The sequence below is a fragment of the Prevotella sp. P5-108 genome (assembly GCF_002251385.1).
Lineage (GTDB): Bacteria > Bacteroidota > Bacteroidia > Bacteroidales > Bacteroidaceae > Prevotella.
Map to the genome: position 1 here is coordinate 1 of NZ_NPJJ01000039.1, position 21,161 is coordinate 21,161.

Genomic DNA, 21,161 nt, shown 5'->3' on the forward strand with positions numbered 1-21,161 from the left:
TCCCATTCCGAACAGAGAAGTTAAGCCCACTTGCGCCGATGGTACTGCAATGCAATGCGGGAGAGTAGGTAGCCGCCCTTTTTCACGAAGAGCCTTGGTCACGACAGTGACTGAGGCTCTTTTCGTTTGTACATGTGTCATATTTGGGTAAAGAAGAAGGTAACATCCGAAACAAGGTAACCATCCGAAACAAGCCGCCTTTTCCATTTTGTCGAGACTGTTTACCTTTGTCCTCAAAAAAAGTTATGTTCAATTTGAATGAGGACAACCGTATAGTTATGGCGCAGCATCCGACTGATATGCGCAATGGAGTGAATGGTATGTATGGACAGGTCCGGAAAGTGGGTCTGGAACCGAGTAATGGTGATGTGTATGTATTTGTGGGCAAGTCTCGCACGAGCATGAAGTTGCTCCATTGGGAACGTGGAGGTTATGTGATGTACTACAAACGTTTGGAGCAAGGCCGTTTCCATCCTCGCATATTTCTTCGTCAGGGCATAGGCTTCAGGTCTATGCGCTGGTATGAACGCAACCATCCGAAACAAGGTAACCATCCGAAATATTGGGGGTAACACGGCAATAAGTCCGCAGGGCGATACCATTTGCTGTAAAATGACGATGCTGGCAGATACCCTCTCTTTCTGCGTAACCATCCGAATAAGCCGCCTTTTCCATTCCGTTTTTACTGTTTACTTTCTGCAACATATGTTCCCATGGGGTGATGCGGTTATGGCTTTCTTTGGGCGCGAATGTCGATGGATTACCCTGAATGGTTCGATATAATTGATAACCGACATTGTGCCATAGCCATTTATCACGGCCGTGGTACAATGTCGGTACGAGAGAGGCTGGCAGAGCTGTCCTTTCAGCCTTTGCTTGCCACTTCAAGATAGTCCCTCAAGGCTTCAACATATTTCTCGAAAGCCTGTCTTCCTTTTGGGGTAATCCGGCAGATGGTGCAAGGCCTTTTGCCCTTGAAAGTTTTCTCTATCTCAATATAGCCTGCCGTTGAGAGCTTGTCAATCTGTACGCTCAGATTGCCCGCCGTGGCTCCCGTCTGTTCCTTGATGTATGGGAACTCGGCCTCGTCGGCGCTGATGAGCAGCGACATGACAGCCAGTCGCAACTCTGCGTGCAACAGCGGGTCTAATGGTTGGAACATGTATCTCCTCCTTATCTCTTATTATGCAAATGAATAATTACGCCAGGAACAATCAGCCCGACCGTTGCTACAACTGCCATCACATAGAGCTGCATGTGGTCTGGGAAATGCAATGCGCCGAAAAAGCCTCCGATGCCAGCAATCAGGCCACAAGCCTGGATGATGCGGTTTCTCAGTATCAGTCCCATGATGGTTGTACCCATTCCGAAGCACAAGGAGATGATACTTGTAAGGCATCCGAAGGCATACACCTTAGGTAAAACCAGTTCTATCGGCAGGACTCCGCTTCCGACCAAGCCGAGAATCATGCCCATGCTACAGCAGAATACACCAAATGTAGCCCATACATATCCGATGGCTTTGCCCACGAATGTTGTTGGGATGGTTTCCCGCTTTTTGTCAATCAACCTATTGCCTGCGTAACCTACCAGCGACATCGCTGCCCATAAGAAATTCCATACAGGCCCACCGTAATTATTCCACAAATAGGCAATGAGCAATGAAAAGGCTACTACACAAGCGCCCCACCAGATTAATGGCAGTGCAGAATTCTTGTTGATTGTGCGCTGGCTGCGTTCTATCGATTCTCGGATGATTTCCAGACTGCGCTCGGCAGTCATGTTTGTTGTTTCTTCCATGATTTCTTGAGTTTTCTTGGATGTTAAACGACTTGTTTTGTTCACTCATGCCCGTCGTTCCTCCTGCAGAAAGGTCTGACAAAGGCATCGCAGTTCCGGATTGCATGGCAAAGATAATAATGTTTATGATATAAACCAAGTTATTGTGCAAACTTCTTTGCGCGGAGATGGTTTTTTTAACATTTCCCATCCGAAATGAGACAATCTGTCACCCAATTCGCGAGATTTTTCGCCATATTTGCAAGACCAGGAGGCCTCCCTGCCGCGAGCGTGTAGCCTTCTTTCTCTTGTTTCCGTCAATCTATAGTTTCGCAGAGGAGGCTTGTGTTCACATTATTTATATATACATACCAACTGCCATCAAAATGGCAGCAATTTCTGATTTCATCCTATCAGTTCTTTGGGGGCTACAGCCATATTGTCCCCTGTTTTGTGTCAACTTCACTGCCGCCACCCCCAAAAACAGCCTGTAGCTGTTGTTGTTATTTATATCTTGCGTACTTTTGCCCCAAAGTTATCAATTGTTACTCTTGTATGTGTCATGTTTGCCGACACTGTGGACAGCTTTAATGTGTGCGAGATGGCCGCCTGTCATGACCTCCACAGAGCCCCTGATACCCCCGATACTCTGGTCGATGGCATTGCCTTTTATGCGACATCGTCCAACAGTTTTGGCATTTATCTATGCTTGGCCAGCCACCCACTCGTATCTGTTTTTTTTACCCTCTACCGAAAAAAATCGTCACTTGTAGCCTGCAAAATATATATTTTTCTTACTTTTGCTTATTGATTATTTCTTAAAACGTACATATATGAAGCATTTATGTAGAGCTTTCCTGTTTCTCTTGTGCCTCGCGCTTGCAGCCGAGGCCGATGGGCAGGGCATCATTAAGCACAATCCGACCATTAATCGTAATGCGAGGACAGGTAAAACCGAAGCCGCCAGGTCCAAGACCAAACCTGCTACGGCGCGGAATAAGCAGACCAGTGCCAAGCCCACTTTCGCCTCTGAGTGGAAGAGCCTCTATTATAGTTTTGTCTACGTTCGGGGCGGTACGTTCCAGATGGGAGCCACCCCGCAGATGAAAAATCCCTATCCAGATGAGTTCCCGGTGCATACTGTTACCGTCGATGGCTTTTTTATTTCCAAGTACGAGGTTACCCAGGCCCTGTGGGAGGCTGTGATGGGCTCCAACCCCTCTAAGGTGAAGGGCCGAAATCTTCCTGTGACCAATGTCTCTTGGACAGACTGCCAGACATTCCTTTCACGCCTTACCGCGCTTGCCCAGGCTAAGTCGGGCTACTCTGGGATAAGTTTTTGCTTGCCCACAGAGGCACAATGGGAGTTTGCCGCCCGTGGTGGCAATGTGAGCAAGGGCTATCAATATAGCGGTAGTAATACTATAGGGAGAGTGGCTTGGCATTGTTATAATACTTCTACTGTCCAGCCAGTGGGCCGGAAGGCCCCGAACGAACTCGGACTTTATGATATGACAGGCAACGTCAGCGAATGGTGCAGCGACTGGCTCGCCCCTTACTCTGCCGCGGCCCAGTCTGACCCCACCGGCCCAGATAGCGGTGAGCTACGCGTGTATCGTGATGGCGGAATAGGCCATACTGTTGAGGCATGCCACATCTCTACTCGTTATGGTCAATCCCCCGACTATAATGACGAGGCTACGGGGCTTCGATTGGTAATGCATGAATAATAGGAACACGCCTATGCCACTGCAACTACATACACCAGTCGACCTGCCGCGTGCTGACTTCGAGATAGAGCCCTGCTCGCGCATGCTCTTTGTGGGCAGCTGCTTTGCCGACAATATGGGCCGACTCTTTGCCGACGACTGCTTCCGCGTCACGGTCAACCCCTACGGCGTGATGTACAACCCCATCAGCGTGGGCCACACCATCGCCCGACTCTCCGACGAACTGCCTCCCGACGATAGGGTCGATACCGTCGTGATTACCCTCGGCACCAACCACATCTATATACTCCGCGCCACGGGCGAGGTGGTCGACAATTGTCAGAAGCGGCCGCAGCAGCTCTTTGAGGAGCGCGAGATGACGGTCGACGATACGGTCGAGAGCCTTGAGCAGACCATCGCCCTGATAGCCCACCGTTGGCCCGAAGCCCGCGTGATACTCACCGTGAGCCCCATCCGCTATCGCAAATACGGACTCCACGGCAGCCAGTTGTCCAAGTCGGTGCTCCTGCTTGCCACCGCCGAGATAGAGCGTCGCCATCCGCATGTCAGCTATTTCCCCTCCTACGAGATTATGAACGACGAGCTGCGCGACTACCGTTTCTATGCCGAAGACATGATACACCCCAGCACCCAGGCCGTGGCCTACATCCACGAGTGCATGGGCCGCGTCTACTTCGGCAGCGCCATGACCCGGTTCCTCGCCGAGTGGCAGCCCGTCAAGGCCGCCCTCAGCCACCGCCCCTTCGACCCCGAGAGTGCCGAATATAAAGACTTTATGAATAAAACCATGGCGAGAGTCGACGCACTTTCAAAAAAATATAATAACTTTGCATTAAATTTTAAGATAGAGAGAAATGACCTATACTATTGAGAAGGTTACCACACTCATCGGTGCGCGTAGATACGGCAACGGTGAAGCCCGCGTAGGTTTCATCCTTACTGACAGCCGTTCGTTATGTTTCCCAGAGGAAACGCTTTTCTTTGCCCTGAAAACTCAGCGCAATGACGGTACGCGATACATCCCCGACCTGTATCGCCGTGGAGTCAACAACTTTGTGGTCGAGCACGTCCCCACGGACTATGCCACCCTTTATCCCCATGCCAACTTCCTGAAAGTCACCGACTCGTTGGAGGCGCTGCAGCGGCTTGCCGAGCGTCATCGCGATGAGTTCGACATTCCCGTGGTGGGCATCACCGGCAGCAATGGCAAGACCATGGTCAAGGAGTGGCTCTATCAGATCATGTCGCCCGACGTCTGCGTCACCCGCAGTCCCCGCAGCTACAACTCACAGATAGGTGTGCCCCTCTCGGTGTGGTTGCTCAACGAGCATACCCAGCTGGGCATCTTCGAGGCAGGCATCAGCCAGCCCGGAGAGATGCGTGCCCTGCGTGGCATCATCCAGCCCACCATCGCCGTGCTCACCAATCTCGGCGCAGCCCATCAGGAGAACTTCGAGTCCATGCAGGCCAAGTGTAAGGAGAAGATTCAGCTCTTCCACGACGCCCAGACCGTGGTCTACGATGCCGACGACAGCGTGATAGCCGCCGAGGTCGAAGCCTCCGGTTATCCCGGCGAGCGCCTCTGCTGGTCTCTTACCGATGCCCATGCCCCCATGTATATCAGCCGTATCGACAAGGGCGACGCCCATACCGTCGTGACCTACAGTTACCAGGGTGGCGCCGAGCAGCACTACCAGCTGCCGTTTATCGACGACGCCTCTATCTCCAACTCCATTGTCTGCGCCACCGTAGCCCTCCACCTGGGCGTCTCTGCCGCCGACCTTGCCCAGCGCATGCAGCAGCTCGAGCCCATAGCCATGCGCCTCGAGGTCAAGGAGGGACAGCACGGCTGTACGCTTATCAATGACTCTTACAACTCCGACGTCAACTCGCTCGACATAGCCCTCGACTTCATGCGCCGTCGCCCCGACCATCAGGGACGCCGCCGCACGCTCATCCTCAGCGACATCGAGCAGAGCGGACTCACCCCGCAGTCGCTCTATGGCGAGGTGGCGCAGCTCTGCCTGCAGCGTGGTGTAGAGCGGTTTATCGGCATCGGCCCCCAGCTCTGTGCCGCTGCCGACGAGATAACCATCGCCGACAAGTCGTTCTTCGAGAGCGTCGACGCCTTTGTCGCCAGCCCCGTCTTCCACACCCTCCGCGACGAGGTCATCCTGCTCAAGGGCGCCCGCAAGTTCGGCTTCGACCGCCTCACCGAGCTCCTCGTGCGCAAGGTCCACGAGACCATCCTCGAGGTCAACCTCTCTGCCGTGGTCGAGAACCTCAACTGGTACCGGTCCTTCATGAAGCCCGAAACCAAGCTCGTCTGCATGATTAAGGCCGACGCCTATGGCGCCGGGTCGGTCGAGATAGCCAAGACCCTGCAAGATCACCGCGTAGACTATCTGGCTGTGGCTGTGGCCGACGAGGGTGTCACCCTGCGCAAGAACGGCATCACCGCCAACATCATGGTGATGAACCCCGAGATGACCGCCTTCAAGACCATGTTCGACTACGACCTCGAGCCCGAGGTCTATTCGTTCCGTCTGCTCGAGGCCCTCATCAAGGCAGCCGAGAAGGAGGGCATCACCGACTATCCCGTACACATCAAGCTCGACACCGGCATGCACCGATTGGGCTTCAATCCCCGCGAGGACATGGACAGGCTCATCGACCGTCTGCAGCATCAGAACGCCGTCATCCCCCGCTCGGTCTTCTCCCACTTTGTGGGTTCCGACAGCGACAGCTTCGACGATTTCAGTGCCCGCCAGTTTGCTCTCTTCGACGAGGGCAGCCGCCGGCTCCAGTCTGCCTTCTCCCACCATATCCTCCGCCACATAGACAACTCTGCCGGCATCGAGCACTTCCCCGAACGCCAGCTCGATATGTGCCGTTTAGGGCTGGGACTCTATGGCATCAACTCGCGCAACAATGCCATCATCAACACCGTGTCTACGCTCAAGACCACCATCCTGCAGTTGCGCCACGTGCCGGCTGGCGATACGGTGGGCTACAGCCGCAAGGGAGTGCTCACCCGCGACAGCGTGATAGCCGCCATCCCCATAGGCTATGCCGACGGTCTGAACCGCCATCTCGGCAACCGCCACTGCTACTGCCTCGTCAACGGTAAGCGCGCCGAGTATGTGGGCAATATCTGTATGGATGTCTGCATGATTGACGTCACCGACATCGACTGTGCCGAGGGCGACAGCGTCGAGATTTTCGGCGAGCATCTGCCCGTCACCGTGCTCAGCGACGCCATCGACACCATCCCCTACGAGATACTCACTGGCATCTCCAACCGTGTGAAGCGCGTCTACTATCAGGATTGACGCCTCCTCACCCGTTACCCTATACATGGCTCCGCCTGCAATGGTCTTCCCCTTGCAGGCGGAGCTTTTTGGTGCCTTGACGATGGGGTAGGGGCTCTGTATGAGCCGTTTCGGAAGCGCTGGGAGCCGCTTGGCTGGCTCGTATCGTATGTTACGAGCCTTCGTGCCTATTGATACGTGCCCTCGTGACATTTGATACGAGCCTACGTACCTTCCGTTACGAGCCGGCAGGGGTCATGGCCTCGCCGCTGCCGATGATGGCAAGGGCCGTGGCCCTCGTGCCCACGCCCGTCGATGCGGCTGGGCTATGGCCGAAGCCCTCCACGGCGGGCGCAAAACGGCATGGCTGCAACCCCGGGACGGTGGCATCGGTCGATTTTTGCAAGAAAAAACGCCATAGCCGTCATGGTATCAACTTTTTTGATTACCTTTGCCCCTACAAGTATAATTACCTTAAAACATGAATAATATTCAGACTACCAGAAAGACCAACTTCCGTTGGGTAATTTGCGCGATGCTCTTCTTCGCTACCACTGTCAATTATCTGGACCGCCAGGCCCTCTCGCTCACGTGGAAAGACTTCATCGCTCCCGAGTTTCATTGGACCAATACCGACTATGGCAACATAGCCGCCGCCTTCTCCATCATGTATGCCATCGCCAATTTCTTCTCCGGTCGCATCATCGACTGGCTGGGCACCCGTCGCGGCTACCTCTGGGCTATCGGCGTGTGGTCTGCCGGCGCCTGTCTCCACGCCCTGTGTGGCTGGGCCACCGAGCTGTGGGTAGGTCTCGACGATGCAGCCCAGCTCGTGGGCGCTGCCGGCGACGTGGCAGCCACGGTGTCTATGGTCAGCGTGTGGTTCTTCCTGGCTGCCCGCGTGGTGCTGGCTGCCGGTGAGAGCGGCAACTTCCCCGCCGCTGTCAAGGTCACCGCCGAATATTTCCCCAAGAAAGACCGCGCCTTCGCCACCGCCATCTTCAATGCCGGAGCCACCATCGGCGCCCTCGTTGCGCCCCTGTGCATCCCCACCCTGGCACGCTACTTCAAGGATATGGGCGTGGGCAACGGATGGGAGATGGCCTTTGTGGTCATCGGTATGCTGGGCTTCGTGTGGATGGGCATCTGGATTTTCATCTATCAGCCCATGCAGACCAACAAGCGCGTCAACGCCGCCGAGCGCGAGTACATACTCCAGGACAGTCATGACGACGCTGCCGCCGACGCCGACAGCGGCCGCAAGCTCTCTATCCTCGAGTGTCTGCGCCTGCGCCAGACCTGGGCCATCCTTATGGGCAAGTTCCTCACCGATGGTGTGTGGTGGTTCTTCCTCTTCTGGACGCCCGCCTATATCAGTGATGTCTATGGCTATACGTCAGACAGCACCATGGCCCAGATGCTCATGTTCACCCTCTATGCCATCACGATGCTGTCGCTCTACGGCGGCAAGCTGCCCACCATATTCATCAACCGCACCGGAGGCAACGCCTACAACTGCCGCATGAAGGCCATGTTCATCTTTGCCCTCTTCCCCCTGCTGGGACTTGTGGCCCAGACGCTGGGCGCCATCTCGTGCTGGCTCACCATCTGCATCATCGGTATCGTGGGCGCCGCCCACCAGTCATGGTCGGCCAACCTCTTCTCTGTGGGCAGCGACCTCTTCCCCAAGAAGGCTGTGGCCACCATCACCGGCATCAACGGTATGGCAGGCGGACTCAGCTCGTTCCTCATCAACTTCGTCTCTGGCCGTCTGCTCGACCATGTCGAGGCTGCACAGACCGTCTTCTGCGGTTTCCAGGGCAAGGAGGCTGGCTACTTCCTCATCTTCTGCTACTGCTCTGTGGCCTACATCGCCGGTTGGCTCGTCATGAAACTGCTTGTGCCCCGCTATATGCCCGTCAAGGCCTGACGGCTTTATACCCCCAAACCATAGAGGCCCAAAGCCCAATCCCTAAAGCGGGATGGGGCTTTGGGCCTTTTTGGTGGGGCTGACCGCCATTTTTTTGCTACCTATGGCGTCTGTTATCAATAATAATATGTATATTTGCACATCGATGTTGTCGGCCGTAACGCCGGCGTCTCTCACCGTTATAACAATCATAGTCAATGAAGAAGCTGTTATCCTTACCCCTTTTGGCGCTTGGCGCAGTGATGAGTTCGTGTAGTTCGGCCAATGGCGATGGCGCCGCGGGCAATGCCGATGTGGGCAGCCTCATGTCGCTCTCGGCACTGATGGCTGTGGGCATTATCCTTGTAGCCTTTGTGGTGGCAGCCGTCTTCTACCGCATGGAGAACGGGCGATGGAGCCGCTTCTGGCGCTTTGTAGAACGCCATCTCACCCTGCTTTTCCTCCTTACGTGGACTTTCGGTTTCTGTATCTATACCGTCGGCATGTTTATCGTCAGCGACGATGCCGCCGGTTTCACTGTCGACTCCTTCCTGCGTCTGCTGCGACAGACGCCAATGGGCGTTGTCCACGCGTTCGGCATGTTTGTAATGGACAGCGACATCAGTGCCGTGCACGAGGAGTTCCACTCCAATCTGCTCTTCATGACGCTCTTCTCGCTCGCCCACTTCATGGCGGCAGCCGTCAGCATGCTCTTTGTCATCAAGCACTTCGGCTATAACCTCATGGCGCGTGTGCAGCTCTGGGCCACAGGTTGTAGCGGTGCCATGCGCGAGCGCCTGTTCATCTTCTGGGGTATCAACGAGCCCTCCTATCTGCTCGCCGCCGACATACGCCGTACCCTCAAGGCCGGCACCTACCGTCTGGTCTTTGTCAAGACTGCCGACGACGGCGACGAGACCAGTGCTCCCACCGGGCTCGACCGACTCTTCGACTTCCTGTCGCTCAAGAACCGCGAGCTCGACCATCTCAAGGAGCTCAACTGCCTTACCGCCACTGCCTTTGCCCGTCTGAGCCGTTGCGAGCTCACCGCTGCCGAGCGCAATGACGGCACACAGGTGCTTGCCGGCAAACTGGCGCTGGGCCAGGTGGCACGCCTCATCGGCAAGACCCGTGGCGAGCTCCACTTCTTCATGCTCGGCGACGACCAGGAGAGCAATCTCCGCGCCACCGCCAACATCTGTGCCGACAGCGACATACGCCGCTTTGCCGAAGTCGAGGGTCACAAGGTCACCATCTACAGCCACGCCCGCTACGACAGTGCCAGCCGCGTGGTCGAAGACGCCTATTCGTCCAGCAACCTCGACGTCAAGATAGTCGACTCGTCGCATGCCAGCATCGACCAGCTCAAGAGCACGCCCGACTATCACCCCATACGCTTTGTCGAACTCGACACCACCCACAATGTGGGCACCGTCACCTCGCCTTTCACCTCGCTGGTCGTAGGCTTTGGCGAGAGCGGTCAGGATGCCGTGCGCTATCTCCACGAGTTTGGCGCCTTTGTTTCCAGCCTCTCTTCGGTCGATGACGACCAGCCCGGCAGCGACAACGCCAACCGCCAGGTCATGCGGTCGGAGTATCATTGCCATGTCGTCGATGCCGGCATGGACCAGCTCAAGGGCCGTTTCCTCTCCTCGGCTCCCGCTCTCGACGGCGAGGGCAGCCGCGACCTCTACTCTTTCCACGACTGCGACATCTCTTCGCCCGACTTCTACAGTCTGCTCGACGAGGTGGCTGCTACGGTCAACTATGTCGTGGTGGCTCTCGGCGACAGCGAGCAGTCTATCTCTGCCGCAGTCAACATCTTCAACTACGTGCGCCGCAACCGCGTCGACATCTCCCGCTTCAAGATATTCGTGCGCTCCTATTCCAGCTACTATGAGCCCCACATGCGCGACATCGCCGACCACTACAACCAGGTGGGCACCCCAGCCTTTGCCGAGCATATCGTCATCTTCGGCTCGGCTGCCAGCATCTATACCTTCGGCAATATTGTGGAGAGCCGTTTCGAGGCCGAGGGCCGTCTCTACAACCGCGCCTACTGCACCGTCAACAACCGGCTCGGCACCAAGGACGAGTGGGCGCTCCGCCGCGAGATACTGCTCGGGCGCCACACCCTCGAAGCCTATGGCGAGCTGAGGCGTAAGGAGATGCAGGATGTCGAAAACGCCTATCACGCCTTCACCAAGCTCTACATCATCGAGCGTGTCTGCGCCGCCAACAGTGCTCTCTCGTCGTGGTTTGCCGATGGGCGTGTGCCTAAGTTCGGTCGCATTTCTGCCCATGAGCATCTGCTCGAGGGCATAGTCGAGGCGCAGGGCGATTACTCAGCCCCCGACAGCGGCGGCCATCTCTCCGACAGCGGAGACCACCCCTCCGCCGCAATCGGCTATAACGCTGCCGACCAGCTGCTGTTCCGCAATCTTGCCCGTCTGGAGCATCTGCGCTGGAATGGTTCCCACGAGGCGCTGGGATATAGATACTACGGCGACCATCCCACGCTCTCGCAGCAGTTGCCCTTCGGCGCTTGGCACAGTTGCAATGAGCGTTACCGGCTGCACAACTGCCTCATGCCCTGGGAGGCTCTCGACGCCGAGAGTCTGCTCGCGGGATGGGACGACGCTACCAAGCCCGACGGCCGCGCTTATCCCGACTACAAGCTCTACGATTTCGTCGTAGTCACCACTACCATCAACAATTATTTCCATAGTCATGACCAAAACCAAGTATGAACCCCATCCCGTAGACACATCGGACATCAGTCTGCCCGCCGAACTCACTCCGCTCATCGACGACATGTGTCGCAACGTGCATGAAGTGTGGGCTGCCACCCGTATCGCCCAAGGCTGGACCTATGGCACCCGCCGCGACGATGCCGCCAAGCACCATCCCTGCCTTGTACCCTACGACGACCTGACCGACGAGGAGCGCGAGTTCGACCGTAATACGTCGCTCGAAACCATCAAGCTCATCCTCAAGCTCGGCTTCAAAATCAACAAGGGCTGACCAGGCTCTGCTGGAGGATGTATAGAAAACAGAAATCCCCACTCTCATGGTTGTCATGAGGGTGGGGATTATGCTATCCTGTAGTGCTAAAGTTACTGCAGAGCCTTGTCGTATGGCGGTATGCCTGCTGTGTCAGCCACCTCTTGGCCGCCGTTGACGCGGCTTGTGGGGTTGTGGCTCTTGTCATACCAGTAGCCGTCGTGGGGGACTCCCTGGCTGAAGGTGCCACGATAGACGGCGCCCGTTTCGCCTATGGTGTAAGTACCGCGATAATAGTTGCCCTTGCTGAAGGAACCTACATACGTGTCGTTGTTGCTGAATACCATCTTGGCATCATCGGAAACGTCGTCGGGGAGGCCATCTTTGAACTGGCCGGTATATTCAGACGAGGGAATGTCTGTGGTGCCCATATAGGTGGCATGGCCAGAACCTTGTGGGATGACCGACAGCGTGTCGCCTTGGTCATTGATGGTTATCGATGCCTCTCCTGTATAGGTGAAGGTTCTCAGGTTCTCAGGGCCGTTGTCTATCCTGATGGTCGCGTCGGTCACCATGCCCCCGGGTGCTCCGGCAGTCGTGCCGCCGTTACCCTTGGACAGCATCCAGTAACCCAACAGCAGGACAGCCACGCCTACCGCTATCATGATGACCTTTCGGCGGAAGCTGCTATTGTCGGTGTCGTCGTAGTCAGTCGGCTCGGGGGCTGGCGTTGGCGTCTCGGGCTCGCCCTTCTTACGCCGCAACCTGGTGCTGGGCTCCGGTGCGGGCTCGGGAGCTGGTGTGGGCTCGGGCGTAGGAGCCGGAGCGGGTTTGGGCGTGGGCTTCGGCTTGGCCTGGGGATTCTGCGTGATGGTCTCGGCGAGATACTGGCGCACGTCGGCCACACTCTGCGGACGCATCTTGCGGTTGGGCTTCATCAGCCATACGATGAGGTCTCTCAGTTTGGTACTCACCGTGGCGGGGAGATACTGGATGATGGCCTCGTTGACATCGTCGTCGATGTCGGAGGGCGACGGCGGAGTCTGCTCGGTAAGCAGATTGAACAGCGTGGCGCCCAGCGCGTAGAGGTCGGTCCATGGGCCAAACTTCTCGATGTTCTGCTCCATCTGTTCAGACGGTGCATAGCCCGGCGTGTATGCCATCGCCGACGATGTAGCCAGCGACTGGCCGTCGGAGTTGCGCAACTGCTTGCTCGCACCGAAGTCTATGAGTTGTATGTTGCCCTTGCGGTCTATCATGATGTTGCCCGGCTTCATGTCGAGATGCCAGATGCCGTCGTTGTGTACCGTCTCGAGCGCGTCGAGTATTTGGGGGAGGGTCAGCATGATGTCGGCGGGCGACATGGGGTGCCCCATCCGCTTGATGCGGGCTCCGAGGCTTTCGCCTTCGATAAAGTCCATGACATAGTAGGATGTGCCGTTCTCGTCGAAGAGGTCGTGTACCTTCACGATGTGTGCATTGCTCAGTCGGCGCAACCGTCGTGCCTCCTTGCGGAACTTCTCCCGCTGAGCCTCAAAGGTGCGTTGGTTTTCTGTCAGGGTGATAGCCACCTCGTTGGTGGCCTCGTTGCGTCCGCAGACGCCCTTGATATACAGCTCCTTGATAGCCACCTTCTCGTCAAAGGCAAGGTCGGTGGCTACATAGGTGTTGCCAAATCCGCCCGACGACAGATACTGCTCGATGCGGTACTTGCCGTTGGAGAGCAAGGTACCGATGGCGAGCAGCCCTTCGCGTTCGTTGTTGTTAACTGCCATTTGTAGTTTTGTTATTGGTTATTTCCTTGATTTCTTTTCCTTCCATGCGCCGCCAGTGGGTGTCGCCCCTGCCGCCGCATGGCGCTCTGCACCAGCGTCACTTGTGCTTGATGGTGCGCAGGGGTGCGTTGTTGTCGTGCTGCTCGGTCTGGGCTGGTTGCTTGTCGCCCTTGGCATCGCCGCTCTGGGTCTTGATGACAAACAGCGCCAGAGCTGCGATGATGGCGAGCAACAGCAGCCACACCCAGGTATGCCCCTTCTTCTTGCCCTTAGGCTTGACCGCCTCTACCTTGACCTCGGGCTGCGCGGTCACGCTTCCGCCCTCGATGCTGAAGGCATAGGCGGTGTTGTTGTCGCGCGTCTGCTGCAGCCGGCAGGCTTCTGCCACCGAGCGTATGCGGTTGTCGAGCGTGTCGTGGTCGAGCATGAGGCGGCAGAGGTCATCGTCGGTGAGCTGTTCGACCACGCCGTCGCTGCAGAGCACAAACACGTCGTCGGGGCGTATGTCGGTGATGACGTTGAAGGAAGCCCGGTCGCGCCGCTCCTGATGGGGCTGCACGGCGCGCGTGATGACATTCTTCTGCGGGAAGTCGCGCGCCTCTTCCTCGGTGAGTTCGCCGGCGGCGATGAGGTCGAACACCAGCGAGTGGTCGCGGGTGCGGAAGACAACGCCTGCTCCCGGACGCAGCTGATAGACTCGGCTGTCGCCGATGTGAGCCACCAGCACGCCGTCGCTGCAGCAGGCTGCAAAGGTGAGGGTGGTACCCATGGTGCGGCCCGTGGATGGGGGAGTGTCTATCGCGTCGAGCTCGTCGTAGGCTGCTTCGAGCGCCGTCTCAAACACGGTGCGCATCTCGGCGGTGGTGCTGAGCGGCAAGACTGCCGTCTTCTCGCCCACCGTCTTGGCTACGCAGGCGCTTGCCACCTCGCCGTGCTCGTGGCCGCCCATGCCGTCGCACACCAAGAACACGCGCTGGTTGGCGGTGGCTTCACCTATGGCCGGGAAGATGGAGTCTTCCTGGTTGGCCTTCTGTCCTATTTCACTGTAGCACGCTATCTCGCCCAGGCGGATAGATGCGGTAGGGTTGGTCTGCTTGTCCATAAGCGTAGTGGTTTTATTCAAATTGGTTGGCGAGGAACATCCTCCTGTCGCCGAGCATCATACAGTCGTTGACATTGAGGTAGACGATGTCGTCTTCGATGAGCTCCACGCCCTGCAGTGAGGTGGGGTTGGTGCCATGCTCCTCGAAGGTGCAGCGTATGCCCGTGGGCTGGCAGGTGAGCTCGATGACGGCGTGGCGCCGGCTCATGTAGTTGCTGGGGTCGGGTATCTGTATCTCGGCGGTATTGTTGCTGGTCTGGCGTCCCACCCACTGTCTGCCAAAGCGCAACTGGTAGCGCTTGTCGTCGACCTGGAGAGAGAGACAGGGCAGAAAGTCGCCTATCTTCATCTTCTTGTGGCAGTGGGGACACTCTGCGTTCTTCGCCTCCAGACCGGCAGCGGCAACTACATTGATTACGCCCTTGCAGTGTGGGCATTTGAGTGCTATATTCATTGTCTCTGCTTATTATACGTCGTACATGGTGATGTCGGCATTGTTGGAGTAGTCGGGCAGGTCGTCGCCGCCCATGGGGTCGCTTACCTCTGTCACACCGGGCTGCATCACGTCGTCGGCGGTAGGCATGGCGATGTGGTGTTCGGTCACGTCTGCCATTTCGTCATTCTCTATCTCGCCGTTGCCGTTGGCATCAGTAACCATCACGTTGACCTCGCCGTTCTGGTCGCTGTCTACGAAGATGACGTTCTGGTCGTTGATGGTTACGGCAGCCACGTCTACGGTCTGGCCGTTGAGGTCGACATCGTTTTCTACCGAGATGACGCGCACTTCGGGCTCGTTCTCGGCGGCGCTTACCTGTACCTCGGGCTGGTGCACCTCTACGGAGTTGCCGTTGATGTAGAGGTTGGCTTCGCTCACGTTGCCTATCTCTCCCTCTTCCACCTCGCCGTTGCCATTGATGTCGATGGCTGCTGTCTGTATGTGTCCGTTCTCGTCGGCGAGCAGCACGGCGTTGTTGCCGTTGACTGTGGCGTGTGCCAACATATACTGGTTTCCGTCTTCGTCCTGACCGGTCTCTACCGAGTGGATGATGATGCTCTCGTCGTTGTCGGCGGCGGGAGTGGGCTTCGGCTCATGATGCTCGGGTTCTTCCACCTTTACAGGCTCTACGTGCTCCTTTCCCTCGTGCTGCTCTTCCTCCACTGGCTTGGGCTCTGGCTTGGGTTCGGGCTTGGCTTCAGGCTGAGGCTGGGTCTGCTGGGGGGCGGGCTGAGCCTCGGGCTCTTCGGTGGTGGCAGCCTGCACGGCGTTGGCACCGCCTACACCCAGCGCTGCACCCAATATGGCTGCGGCTGCTGCCTTGGCAGTAGTCTTGTCGTTATTACGCTTCTCTTCCTTGGCATTGTTGCCAGTCTTCTGCTTGTTGCGGATGGTGTCATTGTTGTCAAACATAGTGGTAATGTTTTATAGGGTTATTATTGATTTCTGCTGCAAAGATAAGGAGATAATCCATGGCCTCCAAACGATTTCCCCCTTAGTGGATGAAATGCCCATCTGGCGTGACGAAATGGCAGAAAGCGGCAGAATTGTGTCCCGATGCGGCTGTGGGGATTAGCCCGGGAAGCGCCGAGAGGGCTGTGGTCGAGCTGGAGGACTGCCCGGCTGCTGGCGCGATGCACGGAGGGACGGCCTATTTGCGCTTGGGATTCCAGTTGAGTATGTGCATCGTGTCGCTGAACTTGCCCCACATCACGGGGTGCTGCTTGTCGTGCGTGGCTTGGGCCACCTTCTGCGCGACATAGGTGAATATCTCCTTGGCTTCGACGATGCGGTTGCGGTCGGTGTCGGCGGCGCCCTTCATGCCCTTCTCCAGATACTGGGTGAAGTATCCGTTGGGGCCGAAGGGGTTCTCTCGCGATGTCTCGCTGCTGCGCGACGAGAGGAAGAGCATCACGCCCTGGCTGTTGCCGAAGGTCTGGCTGGCGCTCGAGCTCTTTCTGCCACCGCGCAGACCGCCCGAGAAGCAGGCGTCGATGAAGAGTTGCTTGTTGTTGGCGTCACACTGGCGCAGCACGGCCTTGATTTCACCATAGCTGATGAGTGTCTGCTCGTTGTGGGTATCGTAGGCGCAGAGTCCGCCCTTGCTGCCATGACCGCTGAAGAAGAAGACCACGATATCGTCCTTGCCCGCCTTGCCGAATACCTCTTTCAGCGTGGCGAGTACCCGGTCGTGGGTGGCGTCGCTGCCGGTGAGCGTGGTGACATGGCGCGTGTGGGTCTTGTAGAGCTTTGCCATCGTGGCGGCATCGTTCTCGGTCTTGCGGAGGGGCTTGATATGCTTGTATTTGGCTATGCCTACCGACACCACGTAGATGTCGCGGGCGTAGGTGGCGGTGCTGATGGCAAGGGCCATCACGAGGAGCAGCAGGTGTATCTTCTTCATAGGCTTGAGGATGGAGGTTGGCGTGAGGGAGCGTATCATTCTGACATGGCCAGACGGAAACCGAAGTGGGTATGGGAGTAGGTAGATGACTGGCCGAAGCGGTAACTGCATCGGCAGTCTTTTTCGTGTGTGACATAGCTGCCGCCGCGCAGTGGGTGGTCGCCTTTGGGAGATTCCTGTACAGGGTTGTTTTGCGGGGCGGCAGAGTAGGGCTGATAGCCGTCGCCGCAGAACTCAAAGACATTGCCCGACATGTCGTAGAGGCCCAGTTCGTTGGGGCGCTTGGTGCCTACGGGCTTGTGGCGGTCGTGGGTGTTGTCGCTATACCATGCCACGTCGTCTATCTGGTTGCTGCCGCTGTAGCGGTAGCCGCCGCTCTTGCGTCCGCCACGGGCTGCATACTCCCATTCGGCCTCGGTGGGCAGCCGGTAGTGCTTGCCGGTGAGGGCGTTGAGCTTCTGGATAAACGCCTGGATGTCGTTCCACGTGATATTTTCGACGGGGTGGTTGCCGCCGAGCTTCTGCTCCGACGGGTTGTGCCCCATCACCTTCTGCCAGAGCGCCTGGGTGGTCTCGTAGCGGCAGATGTAGAAGCTGCGCACGGTCACCTGATGGGCGGGCTTGGCATTCTCGGCATTCCAGTAGTCTTCGGCGGCAGCGGCACCCATGGTGAAGGTGCCGCCTTCGACATAGACCATGTCGGCAGCCAGTTTCTTCAGCGGGTTGGCCACCGCTGCAGGTCTCTTCGCCTGCGCACGGGGCTGCGGCTTGGTGGTGGGCTTGGTGGTAGTGGATGTCTTGGGGCGTATGATGCCCTGCGCTCCGGATTCGGTGGCCAGGGCTGTGAGCATAATGGCGATGAGTAGAGATGTGATGCGCATGGTGGTAAGGGTTTGGGTGATGCCCGGGCGGGCGATGTTACTTGAGGGGCACGCCACAACCGGGACAGTAGCGGTTGGCCTTGAGCACCTCATAGGGGGTAAGTCCCAGAAACTTGTGGCAGTGGGGGCAGACGTAGGTGGTCTGCATAGAGGCATTGAGCGCCGATATGGCGAGCGTCTTCTTTTCGAGCACCTTCTCACCTGCCACGACGGCTATCGCAATGACCACCGCCAGCACGATGATGGATATCATCCAGTCCTGGCCCACGGTCTGCGCGAGCAGCATGGTGATGATGGGAGTGAGCATACGTATGGAGTTGACCATCGTGGAATATCGGTCCCACTTCTTCTTTTCGTTCTCGTAGTTGGCCCATATCTGCCCGAGGTCAATAGTGGACAGGTCGGTGAGCAACTGTCTTACCGAGGTCTTGTGCTGACCCAGGAAGAAGGGCGTGTCGGTCTTGACGGTCTTGCGCTTGATGCGCATGCCGAAGACGAAAGTGCCTCGGGTAGAGTCGAGGTCTTCTATCTGATAGGTGTCGGTACCCGTGCGGGTCAGTTTGGCGTGCTGCGGGTCCACGCTGGTGTCGGCGATGTGCATGGGCTGCTGGCCCATGCGGCCTATGGTGATGGTTTGTCCTATTTCCATATCTTTTGCTGTTCGTAGAGTTTCTTGATTTCCTTGAGGGCCTCCTTGGAGATGGGCAGGGCGAAGTGGTCGGGGTGGTCGAAGTCAGAGAGGATGAGTCGCTGGGTGCTAAGGTTGACCTGGACTATCATCTCGGTGTTGACGATGTACCGCTTGCCGATGCGGATGAATACCGGCTGGTCGGGTTCGGGCTTGACGCGTATCAGCTGTTCGACCTCACCGAGGCTCACGGGCAGCATGATTTTCTGCTTGTTAGGGAACACGCCATAGCAGTAATTGCCGAAGGCTTCGTAGAACATGGCACGGGTGAGGGGGACCCGAAGCAGTTCGTTGCGGCGGTTGAAGACTATCTGTTTCATCTTTCCTTGGAGTTAATCAGTCATGCCGTAACACTCTGGCTGTGCGCAGGAGTGGTAGCAATAGCAAAGGTAAACATAATTATCGGAATAAACTTTACAATTTGCCCATTTTTTTACCTTATTATAAGATATGGGGCAAAAATGACGCTCTCTGCCACCATCGTCTGCCCGTAACCGAAGGACGGAGCGACGCCCTGTCGCTGTCAAGGTAACCTCGGCAGCCACCAAGGTAACCTCGGCAGCCACCAAGGTAACCTCGGCAGTCACCAAGGTAACCTCGGCAGCCACCAGAGTGACCTCTGCTGCCACCAGAGTAAATTCGGCTGCTGCCAAGCCTCCTCTGCCAGGCAAGGCGCATGCCGACAACAGCCCTGTGACCACGGCGCTGCCCCCGCCGATGCAGCGAAAGCGGGCAGAGACTATCGGAAAGTTGGTTTCAAACCATGAAATGACCGTTGCAAGGCTGGCAAGAAGTAAATCACGCTACGCATCCTCCATTTCGTGACTTGAAATGAGGATGAAGGCGACCTCGGGCGGGTTGGCGGTCATGGTGCATGGGCGTGGAGGCTATTCCGTCGCGATGTGGCGGCCTCGCTCTGCCACAAACCGCTTGAGCAGAAACGTGAGGAAATAGGGGAAGGTGTAGAACCTGCCATTGAATCCTATGTTCTTATACCCCAACTTGATGCCGTACCTTACGTCGGGGTACTTGTCGGCCTTGAGCAGATTGTTGAGCGAGGCGGTCGCGTTGTCGTTGGCCTTCACCTCGACCGGAATCAACGAGTCGGCGTCTCTGATAAAGAAGTCCATCTCCAGGGCGGGCCTGTCGTTGCTGTAGTAATAGAGACGGTAGCCTTGCTTCACGAGCATGTCTCCCACGGCGTTCTCATAGATAGCCCCCTTGTAGGTGCCGAGGTTCTTGTTGGCTCTCAAGTCCTCCTGTGCCTCTTCGTCGAGCGACGCGATAAGCAGCCCGGTGTCCTTGTAGTATATCTTGTAGAGTTTGGGGTCATAGTTGCCCTTCAGCGGCAGTTCCGGCTGGTTCAGACAATAACAGATGTTGATGACACCCGCATCAGCAAGCCATTCTACGCATCCCACATAGTCTCTGTTGCGTGCATTGCGTGCAATCTTGGTTATCTGGAAACGCTTGTTCTCCTTGGCCAGGAATGTGGAGATATGGTTGTAGACGGCCTTGACCTTTGCCTTGTCCAGCCCGTCGACATACTTGGTGATATCTTCCTCATAGTCTTTCAGCAACTGCCTCTGTATGCTCAGGGTGCCACTGAAATTCTTGTTCTGGATGTAGGTGTTGACCACCTCGGGCATGCCGCCTATCGTGACATAGTCGCGGAATAGACCGAAGAGGATATCCATCTGCAGATTGCTGATGGGCTTGACCTCAAGCATGTGCTGGTACAGGTCGTCTACGAATTCCTCGGTATAGCCCTTGGCCCACAGAAATTCCTCGAAATCCATGGAGTGCATCTCGTAATCTTCCTTGTAGCCCACGCTGTTGGACTCTATCTCACGGTAGTTGATACCCATCAGCGAGCCAGAGCAGATGACGTCGAAGCGGCCGTCGAGCTTGAAGAACTTCAACGCGGTGGCACAGTTGGGGCATGCCTGCAGTTCGTCAAAGAAGAACAGGGTGGCGCCGGGGATGAACCTCAGCTCGGGATTGAGCAGAGAGATGTTCTTGAGGATGGTGTCTACCTCGAAGCCATCGTCAAAGATGGCCTTGTACCTCGTTTGCTCTACAAAGTTGATTTCAATGACGCTCTGGTAGTTCTGCGAGGCAAACCATTCGATGGAACGGGTCTTGCCAATCTGCCGGGCGCCTTTGATGATAAGCGGTTTTCTGTCTGGGTTGTTCTTCCAGGCCGTCAAGTAGCTGTCCACCTTTCTTCTGAGTAGTCTTTCCATATCGCGAAACATTGATTATAGGTGCAAAGATAGTGATTTTCACGTTATCCGCATCATAAATGGCACTGTTTTTCACATAATCCGCCCCGAAAATGGCTATATTTTCACACAATCTCATCAGATTTGGCGCAATTTTTCACATAATCCGTATCGAAATAGGCTCGATTTTCACATTTTCCCATATTTCGCGGCGGGTGGTGGTCATACATACTGACTATTCCTAAAATTAGTTGACAGAATTGGATGCGATTAACTAATTAGGTTTACTACTTTTATTCAGTTCTCTGTTTTACTTTACAAGTTCTGTTAGTTGAACTGATTTGTTTTACAAGATTTCA

The 21,161-nt window shown here is 56.5% G+C and carries 18 protein-coding genes and 1 rRNA gene; 8 read left to right on the top strand and 11 right to left on the bottom strand.

The annotated features are described in order from the left end of the window. Positions 1-81 (top strand): 5S ribosomal RNA (rrf, locus tag CIK95_RS07975); the annotation flags it as partial. 164 nt (positions 82-245) lie between these two features. Next, on the top strand, positions 246-572 hold the full coding sequence (gene tnpB / locus CIK95_RS07980) for an IS66 family insertion sequence element accessory protein TnpB (protein WP_094466731.1): 327 nt from the start codon (positions 246-248) through the stop codon (positions 570-572). Positions 573-865: 293 nt separating this feature from the next. Here tnpB and CIK95_RS07985 read toward each other — a convergent pair whose 3' ends face one another. Further along, positions 866-1,162 (bottom strand): transcriptional regulator, encoded by a 297-nt coding sequence (locus tag CIK95_RS07985; RefSeq protein ID WP_094387738.1) that lies wholly within the window; start codon positions 1,160-1,162, stop codon positions 866-868. An 11-nt stretch (positions 1,163-1,173) separates the two neighbouring features. Next, entirely contained in the window at positions 1,174-1,800 is a 627-nt protein-coding gene (locus tag CIK95_RS07990; protein WP_094466732.1) for a hypothetical protein, read from the bottom strand. A gap of 812 nt (positions 1,801-2,612) precedes the next feature. Here CIK95_RS07990 and CIK95_RS08000 point away from each other — a divergent pair. The 6 genes from CIK95_RS08000 to CIK95_RS08025 all read left to right on the top strand — a co-directional run bounded on the left by CIK95_RS08000 (position 2,613) and on the right by CIK95_RS08025 (position 11,753). Continuing rightward, positions 2,613-3,509, top strand: a complete 897-nt coding sequence (locus tag CIK95_RS08000; RefSeq protein ID WP_094466733.1) for an SUMF1/EgtB/PvdO family nonheme iron enzyme — start codon at positions 2,613-2,615, stop codon at positions 3,507-3,509. A gap of 13 nt (positions 3,510-3,522) precedes the next feature. Further along, complete coding sequence (locus tag CIK95_RS08005; RefSeq protein WP_371591397.1) at positions 3,523-4,380, top strand: GSCFA domain-containing protein; 858 nt, start codon at positions 3,523-3,525, stop codon at positions 4,378-4,380. Then, positions 4,364-6,841 carry a bifunctional UDP-N-acetylmuramoyl-tripeptide:D-alanyl-D-alanine ligase/alanine racemase gene (locus CIK95_RS08010; protein ID WP_094466734.1) on the top strand — a complete coding sequence of 826 codons (2,478 nt, stop codon included), beginning with the start codon at positions 4,364-4,366 and terminating at the stop codon, positions 6,839-6,841. The genes CIK95_RS08005 and CIK95_RS08010 overlap by 17 nt, the downstream gene beginning before the upstream one ends. Positions 6,842-7,301: 460 nt before the next feature. Beyond that, entirely contained in the window at positions 7,302-8,750 is a 1,449-nt protein-coding gene (locus CIK95_RS08015) for an MFS transporter (protein ID WP_094466735.1), read from the top strand. 197 nt (positions 8,751-8,947) lie between these two features. Beyond that, the gene (locus CIK95_RS08020; RefSeq protein WP_144007779.1) at positions 8,948-11,479 is read left to right on the top strand and encodes a hypothetical protein; all 2,532 of its coding nucleotides are present in this window, start codon (positions 8,948-8,950) and stop codon (positions 11,477-11,479) included. Next, positions 11,460-11,753 carry a RyR domain-containing protein gene (locus CIK95_RS08025; protein WP_094466737.1) on the top strand — a complete coding sequence of 98 codons (294 nt, stop codon included), beginning with the start codon at positions 11,460-11,462 and terminating at the stop codon, positions 11,751-11,753. The genes CIK95_RS08020 and CIK95_RS08025 overlap by 20 nt, the downstream gene beginning before the upstream one ends. 92 nt (positions 11,754-11,845) lie before the next feature. On the opposite strand, the gene CIK95_RS08030 is transcribed toward CIK95_RS08025, so the two are convergent. From CIK95_RS08030 to CIK95_RS08070, 9 genes are all read right to left on the bottom strand, one after another. Beyond that, a complete protein-coding gene (locus CIK95_RS08030; protein ID WP_094466738.1) occupies positions 11,846-13,507 on the bottom strand; it encodes a protein kinase in 1,662 nt (553 codons plus the stop codon). 97 nt (positions 13,508-13,604) lie between these two features. After that, positions 13,605-14,630, bottom strand: a complete 1,026-nt coding sequence (locus CIK95_RS08035) for a PP2C family serine/threonine-protein phosphatase (RefSeq protein ID WP_144007780.1) — start codon at positions 14,628-14,630, stop codon at positions 13,605-13,607. Then, positions 14,623-15,063 carry an FHA domain-containing protein gene (locus tag CIK95_RS08040; protein ID WP_022309721.1) on the bottom strand — a complete coding sequence of 147 codons (441 nt, stop codon included), beginning with the start codon at positions 15,061-15,063 and terminating at the stop codon, positions 14,623-14,625. The genes CIK95_RS08035 and CIK95_RS08040 overlap by 8 nt, the downstream gene beginning before the upstream one ends. A 12-nt stretch (positions 15,064-15,075) precedes the next feature. Further along, positions 15,076-16,017 (bottom strand): hypothetical protein, encoded by a 942-nt coding sequence (locus CIK95_RS08045; protein ID WP_094466740.1) that lies wholly within the window; start codon positions 16,015-16,017, stop codon positions 15,076-15,078. A gap of 238 nt (positions 16,018-16,255) precedes the next feature. Next, positions 16,256-17,008, bottom strand: coding sequence for a caspase family protein (locus tag CIK95_RS08050; protein ID WP_158215114.1), 753 nt, complete (start codon positions 17,006-17,008; stop codon positions 16,256-16,258). A gap of 35 nt (positions 17,009-17,043) precedes the next feature. Continuing rightward, the gene (locus CIK95_RS08055) at positions 17,044-17,946 is read right to left on the bottom strand and encodes an SUMF1/EgtB/PvdO family nonheme iron enzyme (RefSeq protein WP_158215115.1); all 903 of its coding nucleotides are present in this window, start codon (positions 17,944-17,946) and stop codon (positions 17,044-17,046) included. Continuing rightward, positions 17,927-18,538 carry an FHA domain-containing protein gene (locus tag CIK95_RS08060; RefSeq protein ID WP_022310373.1) on the bottom strand — a complete coding sequence of 204 codons (612 nt, stop codon included), beginning with the start codon at positions 18,536-18,538 and terminating at the stop codon, positions 17,927-17,929. Before CIK95_RS08060 ends, CIK95_RS08055 begins: the two co-directional genes overlap by 20 nt. Continuing rightward, positions 18,529-18,897: a LytTR family DNA-binding domain-containing protein gene (locus CIK95_RS08065; protein WP_022310374.1), complete on the bottom strand. Its 369-nt coding sequence runs from the start codon at positions 18,895-18,897 to the stop codon at positions 18,529-18,531. The genes CIK95_RS08060 and CIK95_RS08065 overlap by 10 nt, the downstream gene beginning before the upstream one ends. Positions 18,898-19,464: 567 nt before the next feature. Further along, on the bottom strand, positions 19,465-20,823 hold the full coding sequence (locus tag CIK95_RS08070; protein WP_094466743.1) for an ATP-binding protein: 1,359 nt from the start codon (positions 20,821-20,823) through the stop codon (positions 19,465-19,467). Between the last annotated feature and the right edge of the window lie 338 nt (positions 20,824-21,161).

What these genes read in the sequence shown, in the direction of transcription:
- tnpB (WP_094466731.1), top strand. Translation starts at nt 246, where the DNA reads ATGTTCAATTTGAATGAGGACAACCGTATAGTTATGGCGCAGCATCCG.
- CIK95_RS07985 (WP_094387738.1), bottom strand. Translation starts at nt 1,162, where the DNA reads ATGTTCCAACCATTAGACCCGCTGTTGCACGCAGAGTTGCGACTGGCT.
- CIK95_RS07990 (WP_094466732.1), bottom strand. Translation starts at nt 1,800, where the DNA reads ATGGAAGAAACAACAAACATGACTGCCGAGCGCAGTCTGGAAATCATC.
- CIK95_RS08000 (WP_094466733.1), top strand. Translation starts at nt 2,613, where the DNA reads ATGAAGCATTTATGTAGAGCTTTCCTGTTTCTCTTGTGCCTCGCGCTT.
- CIK95_RS08005 (WP_371591397.1), top strand. Translation starts at nt 3,523, where the DNA reads ATGCCACTGCAACTACATACACCAGTCGACCTGCCGCGTGCTGACTTC.
- CIK95_RS08010 (WP_094466734.1), top strand. Translation starts at nt 4,364, where the DNA reads ATGACCTATACTATTGAGAAGGTTACCACACTCATCGGTGCGCGTAGA.
- CIK95_RS08015 (WP_094466735.1), top strand. Translation starts at nt 7,302, where the DNA reads ATGAATAATATTCAGACTACCAGAAAGACCAACTTCCGTTGGGTAATT.
- CIK95_RS08020 (WP_144007779.1), top strand. Translation starts at nt 8,948, where the DNA reads ATGAAGAAGCTGTTATCCTTACCCCTTTTGGCGCTTGGCGCAGTGATG.
- CIK95_RS08025 (WP_094466737.1), top strand. Translation starts at nt 11,460, where the DNA reads ATGACCAAAACCAAGTATGAACCCCATCCCGTAGACACATCGGACATC.
- CIK95_RS08030 (WP_094466738.1), bottom strand. Translation starts at nt 13,507, where the DNA reads ATGGCAGTTAACAACAACGAACGCGAAGGGCTGCTCGCCATCGGTACC.
- CIK95_RS08040 (WP_022309721.1), bottom strand. Translation starts at nt 15,063, where the DNA reads ATGAATATAGCACTCAAATGCCCACACTGCAAGGGCGTAATCAATGTA.
- CIK95_RS08045 (WP_094466740.1), bottom strand. Translation starts at nt 16,017, where the DNA reads ATGTTTGACAACAATGACACCATCCGCAACAAGCAGAAGACTGGCAAC.
- CIK95_RS08050 (WP_158215114.1), bottom strand. Translation starts at nt 17,008, where the DNA reads ATGAAGAAGATACACCTGCTGCTCCTCGTGATGGCCCTTGCCATCAGC.
- CIK95_RS08060 (WP_022310373.1), bottom strand. Translation starts at nt 18,538, where the DNA reads ATGGAAATAGGACAAACCATCACCATAGGCCGCATGGGCCAGCAGCCC.
- CIK95_RS08065 (WP_022310374.1), bottom strand. Translation starts at nt 18,897, where the DNA reads ATGAAACAGATAGTCTTCAACCGCCGCAACGAACTGCTTCGGGTCCCC.
- CIK95_RS08070 (WP_094466743.1), bottom strand. Translation starts at nt 20,823, where the DNA reads ATGGAAAGACTACTCAGAAGAAAGGTGGACAGCTACTTGACGGCCTGG.